The organism is Shinella sp. GW835-FHT14H05 (genome assembly GCF_058793575.1).
Window position 1 is genome coordinate 71985 of sequence record NZ_JBXAFY010000001.1, and the last position, 26155, is coordinate 98139.

General features: G+C 63.8%; 25 protein-coding genes. 20 read left to right on the plus strand and 5 right to left on the minus strand.

Annotated features, from left to right (window positions below):
* Positions 1 to 28 precede the first annotated feature (28 nt).
* Positions 29 to 463: an Lrp/AsnC family transcriptional regulator gene (locus tag AC1Q6Z_RS00330; RefSeq protein WP_256119645.1), complete on the plus strand. Its 435-nt coding sequence runs from the start codon at positions 29 to 31 to the stop codon at positions 461 to 463.
* Positions 464 to 466: 3 nt separating this feature from the next.
* Here AC1Q6Z_RS00330 and AC1Q6Z_RS00335 read toward each other — a convergent pair whose 3' ends face one another.
* Positions 467 to 1381: a hydrogen peroxide-inducible genes activator gene (locus AC1Q6Z_RS00335; protein WP_492646352.1), complete on the minus strand. Its 915-nt coding sequence runs from the start codon at positions 1379 to 1381 to the stop codon at positions 467 to 469.
* A gap of 152 nt (positions 1382 to 1533) precedes the next feature.
* Here AC1Q6Z_RS00335 and katG point away from each other — a divergent pair, with 152 nt between their 5' ends.
* The 10 genes from katG to AC1Q6Z_RS00385 all read left to right on the plus strand — a co-directional run bounded on the left by katG (position 1534) and on the right by AC1Q6Z_RS00385 (position 12751).
* Complete coding sequence (katG, locus tag AC1Q6Z_RS00340) at positions 1534 to 3717, plus strand: catalase/peroxidase HPI (protein ID WP_492646353.1); 2184 nt, start codon at positions 1534 to 1536, stop codon at positions 3715 to 3717.
* A gap of 132 nt (positions 3718 to 3849) precedes the next feature.
* Positions 3850 to 4689: a MurR/RpiR family transcriptional regulator gene (locus tag AC1Q6Z_RS00345; RefSeq protein WP_492646354.1), complete on the plus strand. Its 840-nt coding sequence runs from the start codon at positions 3850 to 3852 to the stop codon at positions 4687 to 4689.
* A 96-nt stretch (positions 4690 to 4785) separates the two neighbouring features.
* On the plus strand, positions 4786 to 5460 hold the full coding sequence (locus AC1Q6Z_RS00350) for an N-acetylmannosamine-6-phosphate 2-epimerase (RefSeq protein ID WP_492646355.1): 675 nt from the start codon (positions 4786 to 4788) through the stop codon (positions 5458 to 5460).
* 16 nt (positions 5461 to 5476) lie between these two features.
* A complete protein-coding gene (locus AC1Q6Z_RS00355) occupies positions 5477 to 6490 on the plus strand; it encodes a Gfo/Idh/MocA family protein (RefSeq protein WP_492646356.1) in 1014 nt (337 codons plus the stop codon).
* 85 nt (positions 6491 to 6575) lie between these two features.
* The gene (locus tag AC1Q6Z_RS00360; RefSeq protein ID WP_492646357.1) at positions 6576 to 7868 is read left to right on the plus strand and encodes an ABC transporter substrate-binding protein; all 1293 of its coding nucleotides are present in this window, start codon (positions 6576 to 6578) and stop codon (positions 7866 to 7868) included.
* Between the two features lie 56 nt (positions 7869 to 7924).
* Complete coding sequence (locus AC1Q6Z_RS00365) at positions 7925 to 8794, plus strand: carbohydrate ABC transporter permease (RefSeq protein ID WP_492646358.1); 870 nt, start codon at positions 7925 to 7927, stop codon at positions 8792 to 8794.
* The gene (locus tag AC1Q6Z_RS00370; RefSeq protein WP_492646359.1) at positions 8794 to 9603 is read left to right on the plus strand and encodes a carbohydrate ABC transporter permease; all 810 of its coding nucleotides are present in this window, start codon (positions 8794 to 8796) and stop codon (positions 9601 to 9603) included. Before AC1Q6Z_RS00365 ends, AC1Q6Z_RS00370 begins: the two co-directional genes overlap by 1 nt.
* A 22-nt stretch (positions 9604 to 9625) precedes the next feature.
* Positions 9626 to 10702 (plus strand): ABC transporter ATP-binding protein, encoded by a 1077-nt coding sequence (locus AC1Q6Z_RS00375; protein WP_492646360.1) that lies wholly within the window; start codon positions 9626 to 9628, stop codon positions 10700 to 10702.
* Positions 10703 to 10713: 11 nt separating this feature from the next.
* Positions 10714 to 11577 carry an ROK family protein gene (locus AC1Q6Z_RS00380; RefSeq protein ID WP_492646361.1) on the plus strand — a complete coding sequence of 288 codons (864 nt, stop codon included), beginning with the start codon at positions 10714 to 10716 and terminating at the stop codon, positions 11575 to 11577.
* Between the two features lie 37 nt (positions 11578 to 11614).
* Positions 11615 to 12751 carry a GNAT family N-acetyltransferase gene (locus tag AC1Q6Z_RS00385; protein WP_492646362.1) on the plus strand — a complete coding sequence of 379 codons (1137 nt, stop codon included), beginning with the start codon at positions 11615 to 11617 and terminating at the stop codon, positions 12749 to 12751.
* Between the two features lies 1 nt (position 12752).
* Here AC1Q6Z_RS00385 and AC1Q6Z_RS00390 read toward each other — a convergent pair whose 3' ends face one another.
* Positions 12753 to 13787: an AraC family transcriptional regulator gene (locus AC1Q6Z_RS00390; protein WP_256119657.1), complete on the minus strand. Its 1035-nt coding sequence runs from the start codon at positions 13785 to 13787 to the stop codon at positions 12753 to 12755.
* A 161-nt stretch (positions 13788 to 13948) separates the two neighbouring features.
* Here AC1Q6Z_RS00390 and AC1Q6Z_RS00395 point away from each other — a divergent pair, with 161 nt between their 5' ends.
* The 6 genes from AC1Q6Z_RS00395 to AC1Q6Z_RS00420 all read left to right on the plus strand — a co-directional run bounded on the left by AC1Q6Z_RS00395 (position 13949) and on the right by AC1Q6Z_RS00420 (position 20338).
* The gene (locus tag AC1Q6Z_RS00395; protein ID WP_492646363.1) at positions 13949 to 14815 is read left to right on the plus strand and encodes a sugar phosphate isomerase/epimerase family protein; all 867 of its coding nucleotides are present in this window, start codon (positions 13949 to 13951) and stop codon (positions 14813 to 14815) included.
* Positions 14816 to 14822: 7 nt separating this feature from the next.
* Positions 14823 to 15671: a sugar phosphate isomerase/epimerase family protein gene (locus AC1Q6Z_RS00400; RefSeq protein ID WP_492646364.1), complete on the plus strand. Its 849-nt coding sequence runs from the start codon at positions 14823 to 14825 to the stop codon at positions 15669 to 15671.
* Positions 15668 to 17176: a sugar ABC transporter ATP-binding protein gene (locus AC1Q6Z_RS00405; protein ID WP_492646365.1), complete on the plus strand. Its 1509-nt coding sequence runs from the start codon at positions 15668 to 15670 to the stop codon at positions 17174 to 17176. The genes AC1Q6Z_RS00400 and AC1Q6Z_RS00405 overlap by 4 nt, the downstream gene beginning before the upstream one ends.
* Positions 17173 to 18153 carry an ABC transporter permease gene (locus tag AC1Q6Z_RS00410; RefSeq protein WP_492646366.1) on the plus strand — a complete coding sequence of 327 codons (981 nt, stop codon included), beginning with the start codon at positions 17173 to 17175 and terminating at the stop codon, positions 18151 to 18153. The genes AC1Q6Z_RS00405 and AC1Q6Z_RS00410 overlap by 4 nt, the downstream gene beginning before the upstream one ends.
* Entirely contained in the window at positions 18150 to 19151 is a 1002-nt protein-coding gene (locus AC1Q6Z_RS00415; RefSeq protein ID WP_492646367.1) for an ABC transporter permease, read from the plus strand. The genes AC1Q6Z_RS00410 and AC1Q6Z_RS00415 overlap by 4 nt, the downstream gene beginning before the upstream one ends.
* Positions 19152 to 19213: 62 nt before the next feature.
* The gene (locus AC1Q6Z_RS00420; protein WP_492646368.1) at positions 19214 to 20338 is read left to right on the plus strand and encodes a substrate-binding domain-containing protein; all 1125 of its coding nucleotides are present in this window, start codon (positions 19214 to 19216) and stop codon (positions 20336 to 20338) included.
* A gap of 51 nt (positions 20339 to 20389) precedes the next feature.
* On the opposite strand, the gene AC1Q6Z_RS00425 is transcribed toward AC1Q6Z_RS00420, so the two are convergent.
* On the minus strand, positions 20390 to 20593 hold the full coding sequence (locus tag AC1Q6Z_RS00425; RefSeq protein ID WP_492646369.1) for a hypothetical protein: 204 nt from the start codon (positions 20591 to 20593) through the stop codon (positions 20390 to 20392).
* A 65-nt stretch (positions 20594 to 20658) separates the two neighbouring features.
* The gene (locus AC1Q6Z_RS00430; protein ID WP_492647222.1) at positions 20659 to 22602 is read right to left on the minus strand and encodes a methyl-accepting chemotaxis protein; all 1944 of its coding nucleotides are present in this window, start codon (positions 22600 to 22602) and stop codon (positions 20659 to 20661) included.
* 433 nt (positions 22603 to 23035) lie between these two features.
* Here AC1Q6Z_RS00430 and AC1Q6Z_RS00435 point away from each other — a divergent pair, with 433 nt between their 5' ends.
* Positions 23036 to 23641 carry a hypothetical protein gene (locus tag AC1Q6Z_RS00435; protein WP_439617706.1) on the plus strand — a complete coding sequence of 202 codons (606 nt, stop codon included), beginning with the start codon at positions 23036 to 23038 and terminating at the stop codon, positions 23639 to 23641.
* Positions 23642 to 23754: 113 nt separating this feature from the next.
* Positions 23755 to 23943 carry a DUF6894 family protein gene (locus AC1Q6Z_RS00440; protein ID WP_439617705.1) on the plus strand — a complete coding sequence of 63 codons (189 nt, stop codon included), beginning with the start codon at positions 23755 to 23757 and terminating at the stop codon, positions 23941 to 23943.
* A gap of 6 nt (positions 23944 to 23949) precedes the next feature.
* Here the strand turns inward: AC1Q6Z_RS00440 and AC1Q6Z_RS00445 are convergent, their stop codons facing one another.
* Positions 23950 to 24654, minus strand: coding sequence for a GntR family transcriptional regulator (locus tag AC1Q6Z_RS00445; RefSeq protein ID WP_256119667.1), 705 nt, complete (start codon positions 24652 to 24654; stop codon positions 23950 to 23952).
* Positions 24655 to 24888: 234 nt separating this feature from the next.
* On the opposite strand from AC1Q6Z_RS00445, the gene AC1Q6Z_RS00450 reads away from it, so the two are divergent.
* A complete protein-coding gene (locus AC1Q6Z_RS00450) occupies positions 24889 to 26076 on the plus strand; it encodes an ABC transporter substrate-binding protein (protein ID WP_305112339.1) in 1188 nt (395 codons plus the stop codon).
* Positions 26077 to 26155 lie beyond the last annotated feature (79 nt).

Sequence of the window (26155 nt, forward strand, 5' to 3'; positions counted from 1 at the left end):
TCTTGTCGGCGGGATTGGAGGAGGGGCCATGCAGGATACGGACGCCATCGACCGGACGATCCTCAGCATCCTGTCGAAGGAGGCGCGCATCCCCATGAAGTCGCTCGCCGGCCGGATCGGGCTTTCGCGCAGCGCGACCACCGAGCGCGTCAGCCGGCTGGAAAAGGCCGGCATCATCCGCGGCTACCGCGCCGATATCGGCCAGCTCGACGACGGACAGGTCCAGGCCTTCCTGCTCGTCACCCTGAAACGCACGCCCTCGATCGGCGTGCTCGATCGTCTCGCGGGCTTTTCCGCCGTGCGCAAGGTTTCCTCCGTCAGCGGCCAGCTCGATCTGGTGGTGGAAGTCGAGGTCGGCTCGATCAATGCGCTCAATGAATTGCGCAACGAGGTCTCGACCATGGACAATGTCGAGGACCTGACGACATCCATCGTGCTGCGGCGGGATATCGAGCGGAGCTGATCGCTACAGCGGCCCACAGCGCTCGCGCATGGCGTCGGCCGAGCGGCGCACCACCTCGGAAATCTCCAGAAGCTGCCTGGCGAGCGGTGTCGAGTTGCGCCAGATCATGCCGATGGTGCGGGCGGGTCGCGGGGTCTGGAAGCGGGCGATCGAGACCTGTGCCGAGCGGGTTTCCACCGGCACTGCCATTTCCGGGATCAGCGTGATGCCGATGCCGGCGCCGACCATCTGCACCAGCGTGGACAGCGAACTGCCCTCCATCACCTCGCGCGGCCGCGCCGAGCCGATCCGGCAGAAGGACAGCGCCTGATCACGGAAACAATGGCCTTCCTCCAGCAGCAGCAGGCGCATTTCGCGCAGCTTGTCGGGCTCGGGGGTCGGCTTGCCCTCGTCCTCCCGGTGGCGCACCAGCACGAATTCCTCCTCGAACAGCTTGAGTTCGGTGAGCGAGGGTTCCGAGACGGGGAGGGCGACGATCGCCATGTCGAGATCGCCCTGTCCCAGTTCCTGGATCAGCTTCGCCGTCATCGTCTCGCGCACCTCGATCTGGATGCCGTCGAAGGTTTTGTTCAGATCGTTTATGATGGCGGGCAAAAGGTAGGGCGCGACGGTGGGGATGATGCCGATGCGCAGGCGCGACAGGAACGGTGTGCGCGAGGCGCGGGCAAGGTCGCCGAGCTCGTCGACGGCGCGCAGGATGCCGCGCACCCGCATTGCAAAGGTCTGGCCGAAGGCGGTCAGCTTCACCTCGCGGGCGCTGCGCTCGAAGAGGTCGTTGCCGAGTTCCTCCTCCAGCTCCTTGATCTGCATGGACAATGCCGGCTGGGAAATCGCGCAGGCATCGGCCGCATGGCGGAACCGGCCATGGCGCGCCAGGGCTTCAAAATAGCGTAGCTGTTTCAGTGTAAGGTTGGTCATAATCTTAGCTTATCGCAGCGATCAGTAAATCCAACTTAAAATTATCGCAGGCTTCCGATAAGAAGGTATCAAGGAGAGGGCGCAGGCTTCTCCCCCAAGCGTTCGCAAGGCTGCCCCGAGCGGCAGCCCCCAGGAAACAACAGGAGAGAATCATGGACCAGAAAACTGACACCGCGGGCAAGTGTCCCGTCGCCCATGCGGCCCCCAAAGGCAGATCCAACCGCGACTGGTGGCCGGACCAGCTGGATGTCCAGATCCTGCACCAGCATTCCAACCTTTCCGATCCCCTGGGCAAGGATTTCGACTACGCCGAGGCTTTCAAGACGCTCGACCTCGACGCCGTCAAGCAGGACCTCACGGCCCTGATGACGGATTCGCAGGAATGGTGGCCGGCCGACTTCGGCCATTACGGCGGCCTGTTCATCCGCATGGCCTGGCACTCCGCCGGCACCTACCGCATCACCGACGGCCGCGGCGGCGCCGGCCAGGGCCAGCAGCGTTTCGCGCCGCTCAACTCGTGGCCGGACAACGTCAACCTCGACAAGGCCCGCCGCCTGCTCTGGCCGATCAAGCAGAAATACGGCAACAAGATCTCCTGGGCCGACCTTCTCATCCTGACGGGCAACGTCGCGCTCGAATCCATGGGCTTTAAGACCTTCGGTTTCGCCGGCGGCCGCGCCGACGTCTGGGAGCCGGAAGAGCTTTACTGGGGCCCGGAAGGCACCTGGCTCGGCGACGAGCGCTATAGCGGCGAACGCGAGCTGGCAGAACCGCTCGGCGCCGTGCAGATGGGCCTCATCTACGTCAACCCGGAAGGCCCGAACGGCAATCCCGATCCGCTGGCCTCCGCCCGCGACATCCGCGACACCTTCGCCCGCATGGCGATGAACGACGAAGAGACCGTGGCGCTGATCGCCGGCGGCCACACCTTCGGCAAGACGCATGGCGCCGGCGACGCGTCGTTTGTCGGCATCGACCCGGAAGGCGGCGCACTCGAAGCGCAGGGCCTCGGCTGGAAGAGCACGTTCAATTCGGGCGTCGGCACGGATGCGATCGGCAGCGGCCTCGAAGTCACCTGGACCTCGACGCCGACCAAGTGGAGCAACAACTTCTTCTGGAACCTGTTCGGCTATGAATGGGAACTGGAAAAGAGCCCGGCCGGCGCGCACCAGTGGGTCGCGAAGGGCGCCGGCGCCACGATCCCGGATGCCTTCGATTCCACGAAGAAGCACCTGCCGAAGATGCTCACCTCCGACCTCGCGCTGCGCTTCGACCCGATCTACGAGAAGATCTCGCGCCGGTTCCTCGAAAACCCGGACCAGTTCGCCGATGCCTTCGCGCGGGCCTGGTTCAAGCTGACCCACCGCGACATGGGCCCGAAGGCCCGCTACCTCGGCCCGGAAGTGCCGGCGGAAGACCTGATCTGGCAGGACGTCGTCCCTGCCGTCGATCATCCGCTGGTCGACGACAAGGATGTCGCCGACCTCAAGGCGCGCGTTCTTGCCACCGACCTCTCGGTGCAGGAGCTGGTCTCCACCGCCTGGGCGTCGGCCTCGACCTTCCGCGGCTCCGACAAGCGCGGCGGCGCCAATGGCGCGCGCATCCGCCTTGCTCCGCAGAAGGACTGGGAGGTCAACCAGCCGGCGCAGCTCGCCAAGGTTCTCGGCGTGCTCGAAGGCATCCAGGCAGACTTCAACGCGGCGCAGAGCGGCGGCAAGAAGATCTCGCTCGCCGACCTGATCGTGCTGGCCGGTGCTGCCGGCGTCGAGAAGGCGGCGAAGGCTGGCGGTTACGATGTCGCCGTGCCGTTCACGCCGGGCCGCACGGATGCGTCGGATGCCCAGACCGATGCCGCGTCCTTCGCAGCCCTTGAGCCGCGCGCCGATGGCTTCCGCAACTATGTGAACGCCAACCGTCATCAGTTCCTGAAGGGGGAAGAGGCGCTCATCGACCGCGCCCAGCTCCTGACGCTGACGGCGCCGGAACTGACGGTGCTCCTCGGCGGCCTGCGTGTGCTGAAGGCCGGCGAACCGGAACACGGCGTGTTCACGACCCGTCCGGAAGCGTTGACGAACGACTTCTTCGTCAACCTGCTCGACATGGGCACTGTCTGGGCGCCCGTCGCCGACAAGAAGGGTGTCTATGAGGGCCGCGACCGCAAGACGAACGAACCCAAGTGGACCGCCACGCGCGTCGACCTGATCTTCGGCTCGCATTCGCAGCTTCGCGCCTTCGCCGAAGTCTACGGTTCGTCCGATGCCAAGGAGAAGTTCGTCAAGGACTTCGTCTCGGCCTGGAACAAGGTGATGAACGCCGACCGCTTCGATCTCGTCTGATCGACGATATAGTTCAGGGCGCGGTTTACCCGCGCCCTGACGACCTGCCCGCCAACCGGGCCTGTTTCCTTTCCCCCAGCCGTCGCATATGAATCGGGCCATCCGAAGCTCAGCCTGCTGCAAGGAAACAAGGTGGACGTACATCCTCAACCGCCGCTGATCGCGCGAATCCGCTCGCAGGGACCCGCCATGACGCGGGCGCTGGAGCGCGTCGCTTCCTTCGTGCTGGCCGATCCGCAATCCGTGCTCTTCAAGAGCATCACGGAGCTTGCCGACGAGGCCCAGTCCTCCGAGGCGAGCGTGATCCGGTTCTGTCGCGAACTCGGCTATCCCGGCTTCCAGAATTTCAAGCTGGCGCTTGCGCATGAGCTTGCCACGCTCCAGCAGACCGCTTCCACCTCCACCCCCGGCGACATGGTGCAGGAGTTGGTCGAGACCGCCCGCATCGCGCTGGAGGAAACCGAAAGGATGCTCGACCGGCGGGCCATCGAGGAGGTGTCCTCGCTGCTGCTTTCGGCCCGCCATGTCGAGATTTTCGGCGTCGGCGCATCCGCCATCACGGCGCAATATCTCGAATACAAGCTCGCCCGCCTCGGCATTTCCGCTCATATCGGCCGCGATGCGCATCTCGCCACCATGGCGTCCGCGACCGCCTCGCCCGCCGATCTCTACATCCTCGTCTCCACCTCCGGCTCGACCATCGATACGTTGCGTGTGGCGGAGAATGCCCATGCGCGCGGCGCCCGCATCGTCGGCATTACGCACCGGACGAAGAGCCCGCTGGCCGCGATCTGTAACTTCGTGCTGCTCGCCTCCTCGCCGGAAACGCCGCTGACGGGCGGCGCCTTCCCGTCGAAGATCAGCCAGTTGCTGATTGTCGATGCCATCGCCAACACGATCACCAAACTCGATCCCGCACGCCTCGAAACCATCAAGAATACGGCGGAGAGCGTCAGCGACCGGAACATATGAAGTTTTTCTTTGAAGATAATCTTCATATGAAAAAAATTATTGACGGTTTTCGCCAAAGGCCGTAACGTTGTCTCCAGTCAAGGAGATGCGGCGTTTATGGACATCATGGAAACAATGCGGGGCCGGCTTGTCGTGTCCTGCCAGGCGGCGGAAACCAGCCCGCTCCATGCCACGGAGCACATCGTGGCGCTTGCCCGCGCGGCCGTTCTCGGCGGCGCCTCGGGTGTGCGGATCGAGGGCGTGCGCAATGTCCAGGCGGTGCGCGGCGCCATCGGCCTGCCGATCATCGGCATCACGAAAATCGCCCAGCCGGGCTCCGACGTCTACATCACGCCTTCGCTTGATGACGTGCAGGGCCTTGCCGGGGCGGGTGCCGATGTCATCGCCTTCGATGCGACGGACCGGCCGCGCCCGGTGCCGGTCGCCGACATTGTCGGCGAGATCGCGCGGCTGAAGAAGATCAGCATGGCCGATATCAGCACGCTGGCGGAGGCCAGGCAGGCGATTGACGCCGGTGCGGATTTCGTTGGCACCACGCTGTCCGGCTACACGCCCTATACGACCGGCACCACGGCCCCGGACTTTGCGCTGATGCAGGATCTTGCAGTGGCTGGCATCCCCTTCGTCGCGGAGGGGCGGATCTGGGAGCCGGAGCAGGCGCGGCGCGCCCTGGAGCTTGGTGCGGCCTTCGTCGTCGTCGGCTCCGCCATTACCCGACCGGACGAGATTACCAGACGGTTTGCCGACGCCCTTGCCGGCGGCACGCGTTGAGATTTTGGAGGATGACATGATCAGGACGAAAAAAGTCGCCGTCATCGGCGCCGGTTTCATGGGCTCGATGCACGCCTCGATCTTTTCCAGCGATCCGCGGGCGGAGCTGGTGGCGATCGTCGACCGGGATGTTGCTCGGGCGCAGGCCGTGGCGGACGGGCTCGGCGGCGGTGTGCGCGTCTATGGCTCGCATGACGAGCTGCTCGCGGCCGAGACGCTCGACCTTGTCAGCATCTGCACCCCGGACCATCTCCACCTCGAACCCGCGCTGGCGATCGCCGCAAAGGGCGTCAACCTGTTCATCGAGAAGCCGATCGCCTCGACGCTGGAGGACGGGCGCAAGATCGTCGCGGCCTGCCAGGCGACCAATGTGAAGCTTGGCGTCGGCTACCTGCTGCGCTTCGACCCGCGCTATTACAAGGCGCGTGAGCTGATCGAGACCGGCAAGATCGGCACGCCCATCCATGTCTACGCCCGCCGCAACAGCGCCCGCACCGAAGGGCCGAAGCGGTATGCCGGCACCCTGCCGCTCGCCATGCACGTCACCGTGCACGACGTGGACATGGTGCTGTGGATGCTGAAAGGCCAGGTGCCTGTCACCGCCTATGCGCAGCAGACGGAAATCCTGCTCGGCGAGATGGGCACGCAGGACACGATTGCCGGCGTCGTGCGCTTTTCCGGCGGCACGGTGGTGACCTTCGAAAGCGCCTGGTCGCTGCCGGCGGGCGCCCGCCACATGATCGACGCGCGCCTCGAAATGATCGGCACGGAAGGCTCCTTCGAGGTGCAGTGCGGCGACAGCGGTCTCTACTTCGCCGACAACCAGGCCTCGCGCGAGATCGACACCCAGCACTGGCCGGAGATCGGCGGCAAGGTCGGTGGCGACCTGCGCCTCCAGCTTTCCGGCGTGCTCGAATGGATCGACGGCGCCGAATGCCAGGTCGCGACCGGCGAGGAGGCGTTGCTGTCCCTCGAACTCACGCAGGCGCTCGTGCGCTCGGCCGATACGGGCGAGGTGCAGCGGTTCTGAACTCGACAGAAATACAGCGCGGCTAGGCGCTGCGAAGTGCAACTGACGGCTCGTTGACGAGCGCTATCCAAAAAAGGGGAACGACATGAAAAGACGTCATTTTATTGCTCTGACACTTGCACTGTCCTCGTCCGTGGCGGTGTCGGCCTTCGCGCAGGATGCGGACCAGCCCTACAAGGGCACCCGCCTTGCCGTGTTGATGGAAGGTCACCCGACCACCGAAGGCATCCAGGCGCTGCTGCCGGAATTCACCGCGGCGACCGGCATCGAGGTCGAGCTCGAAGTGGTGCCGGAATCCGACATCACCGCAAAAATGCTGCTGGAGTTCTCCTCCGGCTCGGGCCGCTATGACGTGGTCCAGAACAACATCATCTACATTCCGGGTTTCCTGAAGGCCGGCTATATCGCGCCGCTCGACGAGCTGGCGGGCAAGTTCTCCGCCAATTACGACAAGGCCGACTTCGTGCCCGGCTATCTCAACACCAATATCGTCGATGGCAAGCTTTATGGCCTGCCGGTCTATGGCGAAAGCACCTTCCTGATGTACCGGAAGGACCTGTTCGAGGAATATGGCATTGCTCCTCCCAAGAGCTTTGGCGAGGTGACGGCGGCCGCGAAGACGATCAAGGAAAAATCGAACGGCGCGGTCGCCGGCATCACCATGCGCGGCGCGCAGGGCATCCAGAACGTCTATGTCTGGGCCGGCTGGCTGTGGGGCTATGGCGGCGAGTTCATCGGCGCGGATGGCAAGTCGGCGCTCGGCAGCGATGAGGCGGCCGCCTCGCTCGACGCCTTTGCCGGCGTGCTGCGGGATTACGGCCCGGTCGGCGTCGCCAATTTCGGCTGGGAGGAGAACCGCGTGCTCTTCCAGCAGGGCAAGGCCGGCATGACGATGGACGCCACCGTCAACGGCGCCTTCAACGAGGACGCCTCGATTTCCTCCGTCGTCGGCAAGGTCGGTTATGTGCCGGTGCCTGTCGAGACCGACAAGCTGAAGGGCGGTTCCTCGTCGCTTGCCGTGCACAGCCTCTATATTTCCGAGGCCTCGCAGCAGAAGGAAGCGGCCTGGCTCTTCGCCTCCTGGGCGACGGCGAAGGAGCAGCAGGTCAAGTCCTTCGGCCTGGCGCCCAATTCCGGCGTGACCTCGCTTGCGGCGCTGAACTCGGAAGAGTTCAACAAGCGCTACGGCGCCTTCAAGGATGCCATGCTTGCCTCGATCAATGCCGGCAATCCGCAATACCTGCCGACCGTCGAGGCCGCCAACGAGGTCATCAACAATGCCGGCATCGCGGTATCGAAGGTGCTCGCCGGCACGGCCACGGCCAAGGATGCGCTCGCCGAGGCGAATGCCGCCAACGACGCGGCCCTCAGCCGTTGACCATCACGGCCGTGCCCGGTTCGCCGGGCATGGCCAGCCTCACGGGGAGCGGCACCATGAAGGATGCGACCACCTATTTCTACCGTCCGGTCGTCCTGTTTTTCGGCACGGTCTCGGTCATCCTGACCGTCTATGTCGTGTGGCTGACGCTGCACAATATCAGCCTGCTTCGTCCGGGGCAGGAAAGCTTCATCGGCTTCGACAACTACATCCGGCTGCTGTTCGACGGCCGCGCCATCAACGCGCTCGGGCGCACCGTGCTGTTCACGGTCGCGGCGACCGTCATTGAAGTCTCTCTGGGGCTGGCGATCTCGCTGCTGGTGGACCGGGAATTCCTGGGAAAACGCATCGTGCGCGGCATCCTGCTGGTGCCGATCGTCATGACGCCGGTCGTCGTCGGCCTCACCTGGCGCTTCCTGCTCGATCCGTCGAACGGCATGATGAATTACCTGCTCTCGACCATCGGCCTCGGCCCGGTCGACTGGCTCGGCAATCCGAATGTCGCGCTGTTCTCGCTGCTGATGGCCGATATCTGGCAATGGACGCCCTTCGTCGTGCTGCTCACAATGGCCTCGCTGGAATCGCTGCCGGGCGACCCGCAGAATGCCGCGCGCGTCGATGGCGCGCGGGAATGGCAGGTGCTCTGGTACATCACGCTGCCGGCGCTGAAGCGGGCGCTGATGGTGGTGGCCCTCATCCGGGCGATCGATGCAGTCAAGGCCTTCGACATCTTCTACATCATGACGCGCGGCGGGCCGGCGCTCTCCACGGAGACGCTCAACCTCTACGGCTACATCTCCGCCTTCACCAATTTCGACATCTCCTATTCGCTGACAATAGCCATGGTGCTGACCATTCTCACGAACGTCGCCCTGCTGCTGCTCTACAACCTCGCCTTCAAGGCGCCGAAGCAAGGAGAAGCCTGATGCGCCGGATCATCTTCTGGATCGCGCTTGCCATCCTCCTCCTCTGCGTGCTCTTCCCGCTCTACTGGGTGGTGGCGACCTCGCTGAAAACCCAGCGCGACGCCTTCGCCATGCCGCCGGTCTGGCTGTTTGCGCCGACTTGGGAGAACTATGCCAAGGTGCTGAACAACGGCGTCTTCATCCGCGCCTTCTTCAACAGCGTGGTGATCTCGTTTTCGGCAAGCCTGATCTCCGTCGGCGTCGGCGCGCTCGTCGCCTATGGCCTGGTGGCGCAGGACGAGGCGACCAAGCGGCAGAACGAGAAATTCATCCTCAGCCTTCGCATCGCGCCGCCGCTGATTTTCATCATCCCGACCTATTTCCTGGCGGCGCAGTTGAAGCTGCTCAACAACCACTGGATCGTCATCGGGGTTTATGCCTTCGTCAACATTCCCTTCGCGATCTCGCTGCTGATCACCTTCTTCGAGGATATTCCGCGGGAATTGCGGGATGCGGCGAAGGTCGATGGTGCACGCGAATTCACGATTTTTCGCGAGATTTTCCTGCCGGTAGCGTTCGGCGGCATCGTCGCCACCTTCATTCTCTGCGTGCTCTTCACCTGGAACGAATTCTTCATCGCGCTGGTGCTGACGGGCCGCGATACGCAGACCCTGCCGGTCAGCATCACCTCCTTCCTCACCTTCCAGGGCGTGCAATGGGGGCCGCTGACCGCGGCGGCGACGCTGGTCATGCTGCCGATGCTGGTTCTGGGAATGCTGGTTCAGGGCAAGGTCGTGCGCGGCATGTCGCTCGGCAGCATCAAGGGATAGAACGATGATGGAAACCAACACAATGACGCGGTCCCTTCTCTTGAAAAGCATCCGCAAATCCTATGGCAATGTCAGCGTGCTGAAGGGCATCGACATCGAGGTCAACGAAGGCGACTTCGTCGTGCTGCTCGGCCCCTCGGGCTGCGGGAAATCCACGCTGCTGCACGCCATTGCCGGTCTGCACCCGATCGATGGCGGGCTGATCGAGATCGACGGACGGGACGTCACAGCCGTGCCGACGCGCGAGCGCGACATCGCCATGGTGTTCCAGTCCTATGCGCTTTACCCCAACATGACGGTCCGGCAGAACATCGCCTTTCCGCTGCGCATGCGCCGCACCAACGTGGCGGACATGCAAGAAAAGGTCATGCAGGTGGCAAGGCTGCTGCAGATCGAGCAGTTGCTGGAGCGCAAGCCGCGCGAACTCTCCGGCGGCCAGCGGCAGCGCGTGGCGATCGGCCGGGCGCTCGTGCGCGACCCGAAGGTCTTCCTGTTCGACGAGCCGCTCTCCAATCTCGATGCCACGCTGCGCGTCGAGACGCGGGTGGAGATCAAGCAGTTGCACGAGCGCATCGGCAAGACCATGATCTATGTGACGCATGACCAGATCGAGGCGATGACGCTCGCGACCAAGATCGTCGTGATGCACAAGGGCGAGGTGCAGCAGATCGGCAGCCCTTACGAAATCTACCACCGCCCGGCCAATCTCTTCGTCGCGAAATTCGTCGGCTCGCCCGCCATGCATTTCGTGCCCGGCGCGCTTGCACACGCTGACGGAAAACCGTCCTTCAGCGACGGAAAGGGCTGGACGCTACCACTCTCCCTGCCGGCGGATGCCGCGGCAAACAGCGACGTGCTGCTCGGCATCCGGCCGGAACATATCCGGCTTGCGCGGGAGGGGGCGCAGGCGATCGACGCCAAGGTCGAGATGGTGGAATCCACCGGGCCGGAGGATAATGTCACGCTGTCGGTGCACGGCCACTCGCTGGTCGCCCGCATGGAGACCGGCAGCGTCTCGCAGGGTTCCACCGTGCCGGTGACGATCGCGGCCGACAAGGTTTCGCTTTTCGATGCCGCCAGCGGCCGGCTGATCGGCTAGGATAACGACCCATGACGGACGATAGCGCAATCCTCGCCGTGGATATTGGCGGCACGAAAACCCTAGTCACCCTTGTCGATACGTCCGGCGTGGTGGAAGAGGTCATGGTCGCGACCGCCCGGGAAGACGGCCCCGACCGCTGGCTCGAAGCGGCGTTTTCTGCCGCAAAACCCTGGCAGGGGCGGTTCCATGGTGTCGGCCTTGCCGTCACAGGTTTCGTGCGGAATGGCTGCTGGTCGGCGATGAACCCGGCGACCTTGGGCATTCCGCCGGATTATCCGCTCATCGCCCGGGTCGAGGCGCTCACCTCCCTGCCGGCCATCGCCGTCAACGATGCGCAGGCCGCCGCCTGGGGCGAACATGCCTTTGGCGCAGGGCGGGGCGAAGACCTCGTCTTCCTCACCATATCGACCGGCATCGGCGGCGGCATCGTGCTCGGCGGCCGGCTGCAAGAGGGCCTCGCCGGGCATTTCGGGCTCACCACCGATGGCGATGACGACGCCTTCCTCGAAAACCGCGTTTCCGGACGCTGGATGGCGGCGGAAGCCCGGCGGCAGGGACATGGCGCTGACGCGCGACAGGTTTTTGCCCATGCATCGCGCGGCGAGACATGGGCGATGGATATTGTCGCAGCCTCCGCCCAGCGCGTGGCGCGGCTCTGCCGCAACATCCAGCTCGCGCTCGATCCGCCGCGCATCGTGCTCGGTGGCGGCATCGGTCTGGCGGAGGGTTTCATCGATCGGGTCAACGCTCTCCGGCCGCCGCTCGGCGCGGTTTCGCCGGTGTCGATCTGCCGCGCCGAACTCGGCGTTCGCGCCGGCATTCTCGGGGTCGCGGATCTCGCGCGTATCGCATTTTCGGGGCGGGGCCGCTAAGGCGCGCCGTCCTCATTCGTCGAAAAGGAGGAACCGGATGTCGGTTCGCAACGCGGCCATGACGGACATGGTCTTCATCATGGATGCCTATCGCCTGGCCTTTGCCGTCAACGAAGCATGGACACGCAACTATGTGCGCATGACGGGCATCGACTGCTTCCGCATCCTCGAAAAGGACGGTGTGCCGGCCGCGGTCTGGGCGGTCGTGCCCTGCGGCCACTGGTTCGGTGGACGGGCGGTGCCGGCCGCCAACATCGCCCATATCGCGATCCAGCCGGAATTTCGCGGCGGAGGGCTTGCCGCGGAGATCATGGAGCTTTCCTGTGACGACGCGCGTAAGGGCGGCGCCTACCTCGCCAGCCTCTTTGCCTCGACGCGCCCGGTCTATCGCCGCTCCGGCTTCAACCTCGCCGGCCACGAGATGATCTACGAGGCGCAGACCGCGGAATTCTACAAGATCCGGCAGGATATCCGCGTCCGCCGCACACCGCTCGCCGAGGCGCAGGCCGTTCTCGACCCGATCTACCGGCGCGCCTGCCGCAACGAGGCCGGCCTGCTCGACCGCCGCGACGCGCACTGGAACGCCCGCCTCGACGAAACGACATATATTCCCTCCGCCTTCGTCCTGGGTGAGGACGAAGGCTATGTGGTGATCGAGACGCCCAGTGAAGACGTCTTGGAAATCCGCGATTGGGCGGCGCTCAATGGTGCGGCCGCGCGACAGATCCTGAAATTCATCGGCACGTTCTCGACGGTCTATCGCACCGTGCGCTGGCACGGTGCGCCACAGGATGCGCTCGTCTTCGCCATGCCGGACAAGGGATGGTCGCTGGTCCACCAGGAAGAGTTTCTGATGCGCGTGCTGGACCCCGTCGCCGCCCTGAACGCGCGGGGTTATGCTTGCGACTATGGTAATTTGACGCTTACGATCAACGGGGCCGAACCGCAGGTCCTGCACCTTGCCCTTCGCGACGGCAAGGCAAGCTGCACGCCTAGTCGTGGCGAGGGACCGTCGCTGTCGATCGAAGCGGCCCAGCTTCCAAGTCTGTTCTCCGGCTTCCGCTCAGCGAGCTTCCTGCAACGCGCCGGCCATGTCGACGGCGATCCCGAGGCGGTTGTGCTCGCCGACCGCATTTTTGCCGGCCCGCCGCCCTGGGTCGCCGAGCATTTTTGAGTTAGCCGTTCATGTGAGCCTGCTGGCGCGGGGTCTCGATCGGGGAAAAGCCGAAGCGTTTCTTGTAGCAGGTGGCAAAATACTGGCTGGAGGAGAAGCCGCAGTCATAGGCGATGTTGGTGACGGTCTGCTGGCCGCTTTCAAGCAATTGCCGCGCTGCATTGAGCCGCAGCATCTGGAGATAGCGTACCGGCGTCATGTTGGTCAGCACCTGGCAGTGCTGGGTGAATTGGGTGCGTGAGAGGTTACACTCCGCCGCCATGTTCTCCAGCGTCCAGTCCTCGTCGAGCGCGTGTTTCAGCCGCTTCAGGAAGATTTCCACCGTGCGCTTGGAGCTCGCTAGCGCGAGGTCCAGCACGGGCGACTGGCTTTCCAGCATCTGGCGGAATTGCAGCAGCATCATCGAGATCAGCAGGCGCAGGCGCGCCTCCCCGCCGTCGATATCGCGGCCCGCCACCACCTCGTGGATTTCCAGGAAGGTGCGCGCGACATCGCGCGAGGCGAGGTAGGAGAGCTGTTCGTTTTTCGACAGGAGCTCGCTCAGCCGCTTGCGGTCGCGCTCCGGCCAGCCGATCCAGTCCGGCCAGAGCCAGGTCTCGTGCGGCCGGCGCACCCCCATGTCCATCAGCACCCAGATGATGTGGCTGGCGCCGATATTCGGATCGCCGAGCGCATGCAATTGCCAGGGCCGCACGACGAACATCTGGCCCTCGTTGATGACCGTCCTGCGGCCATCCATGGTGATCGCCAGCGAACCGCGGGCGAGATAGGCGATCTTGACGCCCTCGTTGCAATGTTCGCGCAGGCCCCAATCCTGCGGGATCGTCGCGTCCCAGCCGCCGACGGAGCAGACCTGCGGCAGCGCGTTTCCGAGGTCGATGCCCGGATAGCCGCGCCGCGTCCAGGCATTGAGCGAGACCTGCCCGGCAAGCGAGGCCTTCATCAGGTCCTGACAATTGCCGGCATAGAGCAGGGCGCCCGGCTCGCGGAAAACCGCCGGCCGGTTGACGGCCCGTTCATTGCTGCCCTTGGTCATCGCTCCCCTCCGCGGATGTCTAAAATTTACCGGTCGTCTATTTCGAACGCCGGCAGCGATTTATTGCGCAATGCTGGGGCATCATCAAGCGACAAATGGAGGCGCTGGTGATTTGTCGTTGAAACTCAACGGCATGGAGGAGAATCAGGGAGGAATTGCCGGTGCGGATAGGCTTCCACACGGACGCGTTCAACTCGGCCTACTGGTCGTTCGAAAAATGCTTGCAGTGGGCGAGCGACAACGATGTGCACTTCATCGAGTGTGGCCTGATCGACGGCGTGAGCTGGATCCACGGCCTCGGCTACCAGCCGCATGTCGCGCTCTACGAGGACCCCGCGCTGCTGCGCCGCAAGATGGACCGCTACGGCGTGCGTTTCTCCCAGATCGATGCTGCCTATCCGCTTTCCGGCGAAGACGGTCCGCTGCGGGGCGTGCCCTATGTGCTGAAGTCGATCGCCTGGGCCGCGCAGGCCGGCAGCCCCTGCGTCGACACCACCGACGGGCTGCACATGCCGGCGGGCCTCAGCGAAGAGGAATCGATGGCGCTGATGAAGCGCAGCTACGAGAAGATCATCGAGGTCGCTGAGGCACACGAGATCATCGTCAACATCGAGCCGCACGGCTATTTCACGACCCGCCCCGAATTCATGGCGCGCATGCTGGCCTTCGTCGATTCGAAGTGGCTGCGCATGAACATGGACACCGGCAACACCTTCATCGCCGGCCAGGAGCCGACGAAGTTCCTGCCGCGTTTCATCGACAAGGTCAGCCATGTGCACGTCAAGGACGTATCGCAGTCGCTGGCGGATGCGGTGCGCGGCGGGCAGACCGGCATTGCCGTCAGCCATTGCGCGCTCGGCGACGGCGTCAACGCCGAGAACATCAAGGCCTGCCTCGCGCAACTTCGCGACCATGGCTATGACGGCGTGCTGAGCCTCGAATGCGAGGGAGCGGCCGGGCCGATGATCGAGAAATCGCTCGCCTGGATCCGCGGCACCTGCCGCGATCTCGGCATCAAGCTGCATTGAGCGCGCCATGAAACTCGGCATCAACCTGCTGTGCCTGACCGACTTCGTCGAGGACCAGCATCTCGAAAGCATTGGGCGTCTGCGCGACCTCCATTATGACGGCGTCGAGGTGCCGGTCCTCAAGGGGGACGCCGGCCACTACGAGCGCCTTGGCAGAGAGCTCGATCTGCTCGGCCTTGGCCGATCGACCACGTCGATCGTGCCGACGCCGGAGGCCAATCCCGTCAGCTGCGATGCAGAGGTGCGGGCGCGGGGGCTTGCCCATCTCGACTGGGCGCTGGATTGCGCCATTGCGCTGGGCGCCGAAAGCATGGGCGGGCCGTTCCATGCGCCGATCGGCTTTTTCACCGGCGCCGGTGCCAGCGAGGATGAGCTGAAATACGGCGCGGATGCGCACCGGGCACTGGCGGAGCGGGCCGCGGCGAATGGCATGCTTCTGAGCCTGGAGCCGCTCAACCGTTTCGAGACCTATTACCTCAACACGATGGAGCAGGCCCGCGCCTATGTCGACCGGGTCGGGCATCCGGCCTTCAAGATCATGTACGACACCTTCCACGCCAATGTGGAGGAGCGCCGGCCGGAGGAGGCGATCCGCCTGATCGGCCCGGATATCGGCGTCTTCCACGTCTCGGAAAACGACCGTGGCATCCCCGGGCGCGGACACATAGATTTCCCGGCAATGTTCACCGTGCTGAAGGAGACCGGTTATGACGGCTGGTTGACGCTCGAGGCCTTCGGGGCCGGCCTGCCGGCCATCGCGACGGCGACCCGCGTCTGGCGGCCGCTGTTCCCGGATTTCGAGACGCTTTTCTCCGAAAGCGCAACGTTCATTCGCAAGACATGGGCAGCAGCATGAATAGTCCCGCAATCGAGATGCGCGGCATCACCAAGAGTTTCCCCGGCGTGAAGGCGCTGAAGAGCGTGAGTTTTTCGGCCTATCCGGGCGAGGTGCATGCACTCGCCGGCGAAAACGGCGCCGGCAAGTCGACATTGATGAAGATCCTCTCCGGCGTCTACCGGCTGGATGGCGGCGCCGTCGTGGTCGGCGGCGAGGAGCGGCATTTCAGCCATCCGCTGGAGGCGATCCGCGCCGGCATCGCCGTGATCTACCAGGAATTCTCCCTGCTGCCGGAGCGCACGGTGGCGCAGAACATCTTCCTCGGTCGCGAGCCGACGCGGCTTGGCCTGATCGACCACAAGGCGATGAACGCGGAGGCGCGGCGCGTGCTCGCACTGTTCGGCTCGGCGCACCGGATCGAGCCGGATACGGTCGTCGCCGACCTCGACGTCGCAAGCCAGCAGCTGGTCGAGATCGCCAAGGCGGTGTCGCTCGATGCAAAGGTGATCGTGATGGACGAGCCGACCGCCGCCCTCAACGAGGCGGAATGCGAGGTGCTGTTCGGCCTCGTCGATACGCTGAAGAAGCGGGGCGTGGCGATCGTCTACATTACCCACCGCATGCGCGAGATCACGCGGCTGGCCGACCGGGTGACCGTTCTGAAGGACGGCGAGACGGCGGCGAGCTTCGACCATGTGCCGGAGCCCGATACGATCGTGCGCGCCATGGTCGGCCGCGATATCGGCGATTTCTATGCGGCACCGGCGACGTCCCAGGAGATCGGCGAGGTCGTGCTGTCCGTGCGCCACGCCGGCAATGAGCGGCTGAAGGACATTTCCTTCGAGTTGCGGGCGGGCGAGATCGTCGGTTTTGCCGGATTGCAGGGGGCAGGGCGCGTGGCGCTGGCCCAGGCGATCTTCGGCTTTGCGCCCTTCACTGAAGGCGAGGTCGCGCTTGCCGGTAAGCCGGCGCGCTTCACCAGTCCGCGCGACGCTATCCGCGCAGGCATCGGTCTTCTACCGGGGGACCGCAAGGCCGAGGGGCTGGTGCTGATGCAGTCGGTCTCGGACAATGGTTTGCTGACGGCGCGCGCGCTTTCCGGCCTTGCGGGCAAGGCCGATGCGACGCCCTTTGCCTCCGCTGAAGAGATGGACAAGCTGCTGCACGAGCTCGATGTCAGGGCCGGCAGTTTTTCCCAGGAGATCAAGGCGCTGTCCGGCGGCAACCAGCAGAAGGCGATCGTCGCGCGCTGGCTGGCGCTGGCGCCGCGGCTGCTGATCTTCATCGAGCCGACGCGCGGCATCGACGTCAATGCCAAGGCCGGCATCTATCACCTGATGCGCGATCTGGCGCGCAAGGGTACGGCGATCATGATGGTGTCGTCCGACCTGCCGGAGGTGCTGGGCGCCGCCGACCGCATCCTTGTCATGCGGGCCGGCGAACTCGTGGCCGCGTTCCCGCGTGGCGTATCGGAGGCCGATGTCATGCTTGCCGCAACCGGTGAAGAGGCGGTGGCGGCATGACCACGGCGACCCTCACCAAACGTCCCGCCTGGCGCATGGAGCGTTATGCACCGGCTTTGCTGCTTGCCGCAGCACTCGCCCTCTATATCGCGATTGCGCTCAGCCTCGGCCTCACGCGGTTCCTGACGCCGGAAGCAGCGGTCTCCATCCTCAACCGCTCCATCGCGCTCGGCATCACCGCCGTCGGCCAGACCTTTGCCATCCTCGTCGGCTCGATCGACCTGTCGGTGGCGCATCTGATCTCGGCGTCCGCCGTCGTCTCCTCGGCGATCATGAATGGCGACCCCGCAATGATGGTGCCTGCGGTTCTCGCCGTGCTGCTGATGGGTGCTGTCGTCGGCACGCTGAACGGGCTGATGATCACCAAGCTGGAGGTCAATCCGCTGATCGCGACGCTCGGCATGGCGCTGATCATCCAGGGCTGCCTTGCCTCCTTCCACGGCCGTTTCGGCGGTTCGGTGCCGGATGCGTTCCAGTATTTCGCCTATGGCGAAGTGCTTGGCCTGCCGATGAGCCTCATCGTGCTGGCGCTGCTCGTGCTGGCGGCCTGGGCTGTGCTGCGCTTTACCCGCTTCGGCTCGAACATCTATTCGGTCGGCGGCAATCGCGATACGGCGCGCGCGGCCGGCATCAAGACGGCGCGGGTGGTTATGGCGAGCCATATCATTTGCAGCCTCTGCGCCTCGCTCGCCGGCCTCTATCTCGCAAGCCGGCTGAAATCCGGCTCGCCGTGGATCGGCACCGAGGGTGCCTATGATCTGGAATCGATCGCGGTGGTTGTCATCGGCGGCACGATCCTGTCCGGCGGCAAGGGCGGGATCTGGGGCACCGTGGCGGGTGTCATCATCTTCTCGCTGATCGACTCGATCTTCAATCTCGCCGGCGTCGATGCCTTCGCCAAGCAGGTGATGCGCGGCATCATCATCGTCGCCGCCGTCGCCTTCTACGCCGTGCGTTCGAAGAGGATAGTGGCATGATCCAGGAAACCGTCGGTTCCGCAGAGGCGCCCGGCGCCGCGAGGGGCGGCCGTCTGCCGAAGATCAATCCCGTCTTCTTCGTGCTTGCAGCGCTGCTTGTCGCGATCACGCTGTCCAACCCGAATTTCGTCGAGCCTACCGGCTACATGAATTTCCTGAAGCGGGCCGCACCGCTGGCGATCCTCGCCGCAGGGCAGATCTACGTCATCGTTTCGGGCGGTTTCGATCTCTCCGTTGGCTCGGTGATCACGCTGACGGTGGTCGGCTCCTCCATGCTGCTCAACAACAATGCCGACGCGACCTGGTGGGTCATTCCGGTCATGTATGCGGTCGGGCTTGCCGTCGGTGTGGTCAACGGGCTCGTCGTCAGCTATCTCCGGGTGCCCTCGCTGATCGCGACGCTCGGCATGATGATCACGTTGAACGGTGCGGCCTTCATGTGGTCGAGCGGGTCGCCGCGTGGCTATCTGCCGGAGACGTTCCGCTTCTTCGGGCGCACCAATATCCAGGGCATTCCGCTGATCCAGTTCCTGCCGGTGGCGCTCTTGGTGCTCATCGTGGTCGGGATCTGCCTGTTCTGGCTCATGCACCGCACCAATCTCGGGCGTCTGCTGCATGCGATCGGCGACAATCCGCGGGCGGCGCAGATGTCGGGCGTTCCGCTGGAGCGGGTGCGCATCATCGCCTTCGTCGTCTCGTCGCTGAGCGCGGTGACGGCCGGCATCCTGCTTGGCGGCTTTGCCGGGGTCTCGACGGATGTCGGCGTCGGCTACGAATTGCAGGCAATCACCGCCTGCGTCATCGGCGGCGCGCAGCTTCTGGGCGGGCGCGGCTCGGTGCCGGCCTCGATTGCCGGCGCGCTGACGCTGACGGCGATCTTCACGCTGCTCAACTTCATCGGCTTGCCGAAACCGGTGCGCGACGTCGTGCAGGGTGTGATCCTGATCGTCGCCGTCGTGCTTGCCACCTACCGGCGCAACCGCGCCGGCGGGACCTGAATTTCGCCGGCCGTCAGGCCGTCGGGAGGAACCTGAACATCATGATCAAATGGGAGTGAGACATGAAAAAACTGCTGACCGCCGCCCTTTCGGCTGCCCTCTTTGCCAGCACCGCGCAGGCCCAACAGCTAAACTTCGACGACCCCGCGGAATTCGACCGGCAGCGCGAGATGCTGACGGCGAAGGCCAATGGCCCGGAGGGGGAGCCATGGGTGCAATATTACGGTGACCAGATGGTCGACACTGCGCAGCACAAGAAGGAAGGTCCCTACACGATCTGCTTTTCCAATGCCGGCGTGAACAATGCCTGGCGCGTGACCGGCTGGACCAACATGCAGGCCGAGGTGAAGCTGCATCCGGAAATCAAGGAACTCATCCATGTCGATGCCGAAGGCTCCGACGACAAGCAGATCTCCGACATCGACGACCTGATCAACGGCGGCAAGTGCTCGGTGCTGATCGTCTCGCCGAACACCACCGCGGCGCTGACGCCCGCCGTCGAAAAAGCCTGCGCCAAGCTGCCGGTCATCGTCTTCGATCGCGGCGTCAACACCAAGTGCCCGGTGACCTTCATCCACCCGGTCGGCGGCTACGGTTTCGGCATCCAGGCCGGCGAGTTCGTGGCGTCCACCGCACCGGCCGGCGCCAACGTGCTGATGCTGCGCATCGTGCCCGGCGTCGATGTGCTGGAAACCCGTGCCTCGGCCGCCAAGCGCATCTTCAAGGAGAAGGGGCTGAACGTCATCGGCGAGGAATTCACCGAGGGCGACAATGCCAAGACCAAGTCGATCGTCGAGGACTACCTGCAACGCGGCTCGATCGATGCGATCTGGATGGATGCGGGTGCAACGGCCGTCGCGGCGCTGGAGGCCTTCGAGGATTCCGGCCTGCCGCTGCCGATCATCACTGGCGAGGACCAGCAGGATTTCCTGATGAAATGGAAGGCCGAGGGCTTCAAGGCGATCGCGCCGACCTATCCGACCTATCAGTGGCGCACGCCGATCATCGCGGCCGTCAAGGTGCTGAAGGGCGAAGCGGTGCCGGGTCCGGAATGGGTGATGCCGCAGCCGTCCATCACCGCCGAGACGCTCGACCAGTATGTCAACGACAAGATGCCGCCGCTGCATCACGCCATGTGCGGCTGCGAGAAGCTGCCCGACTATCCGGCCGCCTGGGGTGGCCAGTAAACACCGTCATCCGGGCCGCAGGATTGCTGCGGCCCGGACCCGCCACCATGCCTATGACCTGATTTCCGCATTGATGTCGTCCATGAGCGCATGCAGGATCACGGCGGCCTTCACGGCCAGGTGCAGCTTGGCGGACATTTCCGCCACACGGTCGGGATGCCGCTCCGCATAGGCCTGGATCTGCGCCTCGTCGAAGACGCTGCCCTGCACCTTGGTGATCAGCCTGGTATTGGGGAAGGCGAGGACGTTGGACATGGGGTCTCCGGTCGCAGGGGCGGACATGGCATGGGGAGAGCGGGAGGCCACTCTCCCCACGCCGCTCAGAACTCCTCCCACTGATCGCCTTGTGGAGCATGGGCGAGGGCGGAAGAGTTCGAGAAGGCGGTCGCCACCTTGCGGGCGAGCGTGCGGGCGGGGGAGGCTTTTGCGGCAGCGGGGTGGTTCATCGCCGTTACCGCGGCCGGCCCACTTTGGCGCTCGTCCAGCTTGAACTGCGCCAGAAGCTGCGAGAGCGTCGACACGTCGGTGGAGAGGCTGTGCGTCGCGGCCGTGGTCTGCTCCACCATCGCCGCATTCTGCTGCGTGCCCTGGTCCATCGAGTTCACCGCAGTGTTGATCTCCTGAAGGCCGATCGATTGTTCACGCGCCGCCTCGACGATGGCCGAGACGTTGCGGTTGATCTGCTGCACCTCCGTCGCGATCGTGCCGAGCGCCGCACCCGTTTCACGCACCTTCTGCACGCCCGCCTGGACTTGAAGGCTGGAGGCGCTGATCAGGCTCTTGATGTCCTTGGCGGCGGCCGCCGAGCGCTGCGCCAGTTCGCGGACTTCCTGTGCCACGACGGCGAAGCCTTTGCCGGCCTCGCCCGCCCGTGCCGCCTCGACGCCGGCATTGAGCGCCAGAAGGTTGGTCTGGAAGGCGATTTCGTCGATCACGCTGATGATGTTGGTGATCTCGCCGGAGGACTTTTCGATGAGCTGCATTGCCTCGATCGCGTCGCCGACGACGATGCCGGAACGTTCAGCTCCCGCGCGGGTGCGGGCGACGAGACTGCCGGCCTCTTCCGCGCGGCGGGCGGAGTCCTTGACGGCGGTGGTGATCTCTTCCAGTGCGGCTGCCGTTTCTTCGACGGAAGCGGCCTGCTGTTCGGTGCGGCGCGCCAGATCGTCGGCGCCGGAGCGCATTTCGTTGGCGCCGGCATTGATGCTGCGCGTGCTTTGCTCGACACGGCGCAGGGTCGTCTGGAGCTTGAGCATCGAGTCGTTGAAGTTGCTGCGCAGGCCATCGAGATTAAGGCCGAAGGGCTGCTCGATGCGGTGGGTCATGTCGCCGCCGGAGAGGCGTTCCAGGCCGGTGGCGAGTGCGTCGACGGCGTGCTGGATGGTTGCTGCCTCCTGTGCCTTCTGCTCCTCGCGCTGGCGGCGTTCCTGCTCGGAAAGCCCGCGGTTCGCCTCGGCTTCCTGTTCGAGCCGGATGCGCTCGATCGCATTGTCGCGGAAGACGGCGACAGCGGCCGCCATCTGGCCGACCTCGTCCTTGCGGGCGAGCCCAGAGACCGGTGCTGCCGTCTCGCCCTCCGCAAGTGTGAGCATGCGTTGGCGCAGGGCATTGACCGGCCTGGTGATGCCATAGATCGTGATGGCCAGCGCGCCCGCCAGCGCAGCAAGCAAGACGGCGCCCAGCACGCCTAGCGACGTCTGGATCGTGAAGGACGCATCACTAGACAACTCGGTAGATTGCTCTGCGATGGCGGTAGTACTTTTGTCGATGAAAGCTGCAAGAGATTTACGCAGGTCTATGATTGCGATGTCCTGTTGGGCAAGAAGTGTACGCGCTTCCTCGTTCTTGCCAGTAGATCCAAGTTCGCTGGCTCTTGCCATTTCCTTGAAAATGGAACTTGCCTGATCGATGAAGCTTTGAATAGTCGTGCTTTCCGCAGGCAGCAGCGTCTTGGCCTCTTCAAGTCGTCGAATAGCCTGCGTGGTGTTGTCCGAGTAGCTCTTGAGCAACCCCGGCACGTCTGGTGAATTGTCATCATAAGCAAGTATTTTGTAGGCGACGTAAGCCGCTGTGTGGATACTCGTATTGGCGCGTGAGAGTAGCAACGTCGCGCCCGTATCGGTTTCAACAAAGTCGCTGTAGCGTTCATCTGAACTTTGGTAGTTCCAGCACAGGTAGAGAACGCTGGCTACGGTGATGGCGCCTAGAATGAGAAGCGGTGCCAGCACTTTGGTGATGATCTTGGCATTTTGCAGGAAAGACATGGTTGCCTCGTGAGGATGGCGGAAGCCGGGATGATCAACATCGCCCCCTCCATATCGGCAACGCGACCTATGTAAGGCCACCGACTGACGCTGGTAACGCGCAACACTCTGAATCGCACGCGAAGATGCCATCATGGCAAGCGAAGGGCTTGTGCTGTCAATATTTGCGTGAATTGTTAAGTTGTAATTAAAGTTTGAATTAACGGTCGTATAGATCGTCAATAATGCTAAGAAATAGGCATTCTCATTCGCATTTTGTTGAGAAAAACTCAAGATGTTGAGTTTAATTCGCCGAATGTAATCTCTATACGTCCATTTTATACATCACTCAGCCTTCGCGGCACGAATTTGCGGCGCCGGCGAATAGCAGCACGGCTTGAGGCGTCACCTGTCTGGATGCGCAGGAGCGCTGCTGTTTGCAGGGGAGAGGGTTTTGCAAGCCAGAACGGTTTTTCTTGGTGGTCTGCTGGCGGTCTTGGGGGCAGAGGCCGGTCGGGCGGATTGCCTTGCCGATTTCAACGCGATTAACAGCCAGCGGCGTGACACCGCGCGTTATGCACTGGAGGTTTCGGCGGATGTGCTTTCGCCCGAGGGCAGCGTGGTCAAGCACATGGCCTCCTCGTCGCTGTTCGACCTGACGGACGGCCTGCGCATGAAGACCTCCGGGCTCAACACCCAAGCCGATTTCATCCTGATCGGCGAGGAAGGCTGGACGCACGCGGCAGGACAGTGGACGCCGATGCCGGCCGAGCAGCGGACGCTGGCGCTGCAAGGCGTCATGGCCGATCGTTATGTCTACGACCGGGATGCGCGGGATTTCGAATGCCCGGGCGAGGCGGCGTTCGAGGGCAAGCCGCATGAGCGCTTCGTCTTCAACCAGACGGTCGGCGTGCTGGAAAGCCGGGTGACGGCCTGGTTCGATCCCGCGACCCGCCTGCCGGTGGCGGTCGTCTCCAATGCGGAGGTGAACGGCTACAAGGTCGTCGCGACGACACGCTACCGTTTCGATCCCGTTATCCGCGTGGAGGTGCCCCGCTAGCGACCGGAAAGCTCATCTCAACACAGTGATTTTTTATCAATATTGCGGTCGGAGGTTTTATGCCAAGAGCGAGGAACATGCTCAAAACTGATGAAACGCAAGTTCCTGCCGGGATGCCCAGGTTCTATTTCCACATATCCAACGACACCGAGACCTTGCGGGACGACAAGGGCATCATCCTTAATGACACGGCGGCTGCAGCTGCCTATGCGCGGCGGATCGTGCGGGAAATCGCGGTGACCGAAAAGGTGACCGTGCTCGTCACCGATGCGGATGGTCAGTCGCTGATGCGGGTTCCGTAAACCGTCTCACGCCTTGCCGAAAAGCGCCATGAGATCGACGGAGTCCGTGGTCTTCGCGCCGAGCTCCAGGTGGTTCTGGATGTGTCGCAGGTGGAGCGTCATCATCCACGCCGCCTTTTCCGCATCCCGCGTGTGAAACGCACCGACGATCGCCGCGTGGTCGTCGTCGCGACAATTGCTGACGCCGGAGCCGAAAAGGCCGATGATCAGCGAGGTGCGGGTCACCAGTTCCTTCATCGTGCGGATGAGGATGGCATTGCCGGCGACCTGCGCCATCAGGGTGTGGAACTGGCCGGAAAGGCGGATCGCATCGTGACGCCGCCGCTCCTTGTGCGCGACATATTCCATTTCCAGGTGGCGCGTCAGCGCGGAAATATCCTCCTCCGAGGCACGGTGGACGGCGAGCCGCGCGATATTCGGCTCCAGCGCCAGGCGGGCCTCGAAGACCTCGCGGGCCTGCTCGGGTGTCGGCGAGGCGACGAAGGCGCCGCGGTTGGCGTGCAGTTCGACGACCTCGCGGCTGGCGAGCAGCAGCAGGCTGCGCCGGATGCGCATGCGCCCGACGCCGAAGGCATCGCACAGGGCGGATTCCGACAATTTCGTGCCCGGGGGCAACCGCTGTTCGATGACCGCCTCGAAAATACGCTCGACGATATCGCTCTCGTCGATCTCGTCCGCTTCGAAGGGCGCTCCGCTGCTGAGTTCAACCACTGCCGTTTACCTCGATACGCTCCGCCTGCACTCGCATGATCCATCTAATATGTCGCATTCGGTTCACCAACAAGCCGCGATTTCGTTGACATGATCAAAATGTCTTGTTCACAACCCCTTGACAGGATCGTTAACAATGCGCGTAATGCCCATGCCAAAGGCCGAATGAGGCCGCGCTCAGCGGCCCGCTCGCCAATAGAAAACAGATCAATGGCCCAGAGGAAGTGGAACATCATGCAAAAGCGCACATTCCTGAAATTTTCCGCCCTTGCCGCAGCGACCGTCCTTTCGCTGCCGCTTATGGCTTATGCCCAGAACGCGACGCTGAAGATCGGCTTCGTGGGCGTCACCTCCGGCCCGGCCGCATCCTGGGGCGTTTCCAACCAGCGCTCGATGGAAACCCGGGCGGCCTGGCTGAACGAGCTCGGCGGCGTCAAGATCGGCGACAAGACCTATAATATCGAGATCGTCCCCTTCGACGACCAGAAGGACCCCAAGCGTGCCATCGCCGGCATGGAAAAGATGGCGCAGGACGGCGTGCACTACGTCGTCGGCCCGAACGTCGATGACGGTGCCGCGGCCGTTCGCCCGGTCGCCGAACAGAACGGCATCATGTACTTCCCGTATGCCTTCCCGAAGGAACTCTTCACTGCGCCGGCATCGAACGCGATCCTCGGCATGGTGGCGAACTACCAGTCCGGTCCCGCCATCTACAAGTTCCTGAAGGAAAACAAGGGCGTGAAGAAAGTGGCCTTCGTTGCCGCCAACGAATCCGACCCGCTCAGCCAGCGTGAATCCGGCATTGCCGCCGCCGAGGCGCTCGGGCTGGAAGTCGTGTCCGGCAACGTGACCTACCAGGTGGACACGACGGACTTCACGCCGGTTCTGCTGCCCGTCATCCAGGCGTCGCCGGATCTGCTGGTGCTTTCCGGCGTTTCGCCGGCCAATGCGCCGCAGCTCATCCGCTCGGCGCGCGAGCTCGGTTATACCGGCCTCATCTCGACGGAAACCGGCCAGGATGCGAGCGTCCTGCAGGAAGGTGCGGGCGAACTCGCGGACGGCTTCATCTCCGTCGGTGGTGCGTCCACGCCGGAGCTTGCCAGCGAAACGATGACGGAATTCGTCGACCGCTATACGAAGATGTTCGGCGAATATAACGACGAGTCGAACACCAAGGTCTATGCGCTCGAATACATCCTCGAGACACTGAAGGCGAACCCAGCCGCCATCGAGAATGTCGATGAATTCAAGAAGACGATGGACACGTTCGAAGCCGCCAACCCCTTCATGAAGGGCGACGCCAAGCTGAAATATGTCGGCATGACCTCCTTCGGCCAGAAGCGCCAGGTCTCCGTTCCGCTCGTGGTGAACGAGTACAAGGGCGGCAAGTTCGAGACGCTGTTCGTCGGCCAGGTCGACTGATCCGAGCCTAGGACCTTACAAAGAAACGGGATCCGGACCGCGCGTGCAGTTCCGGCCGGGTCCCTCTTTGCCTGAACCT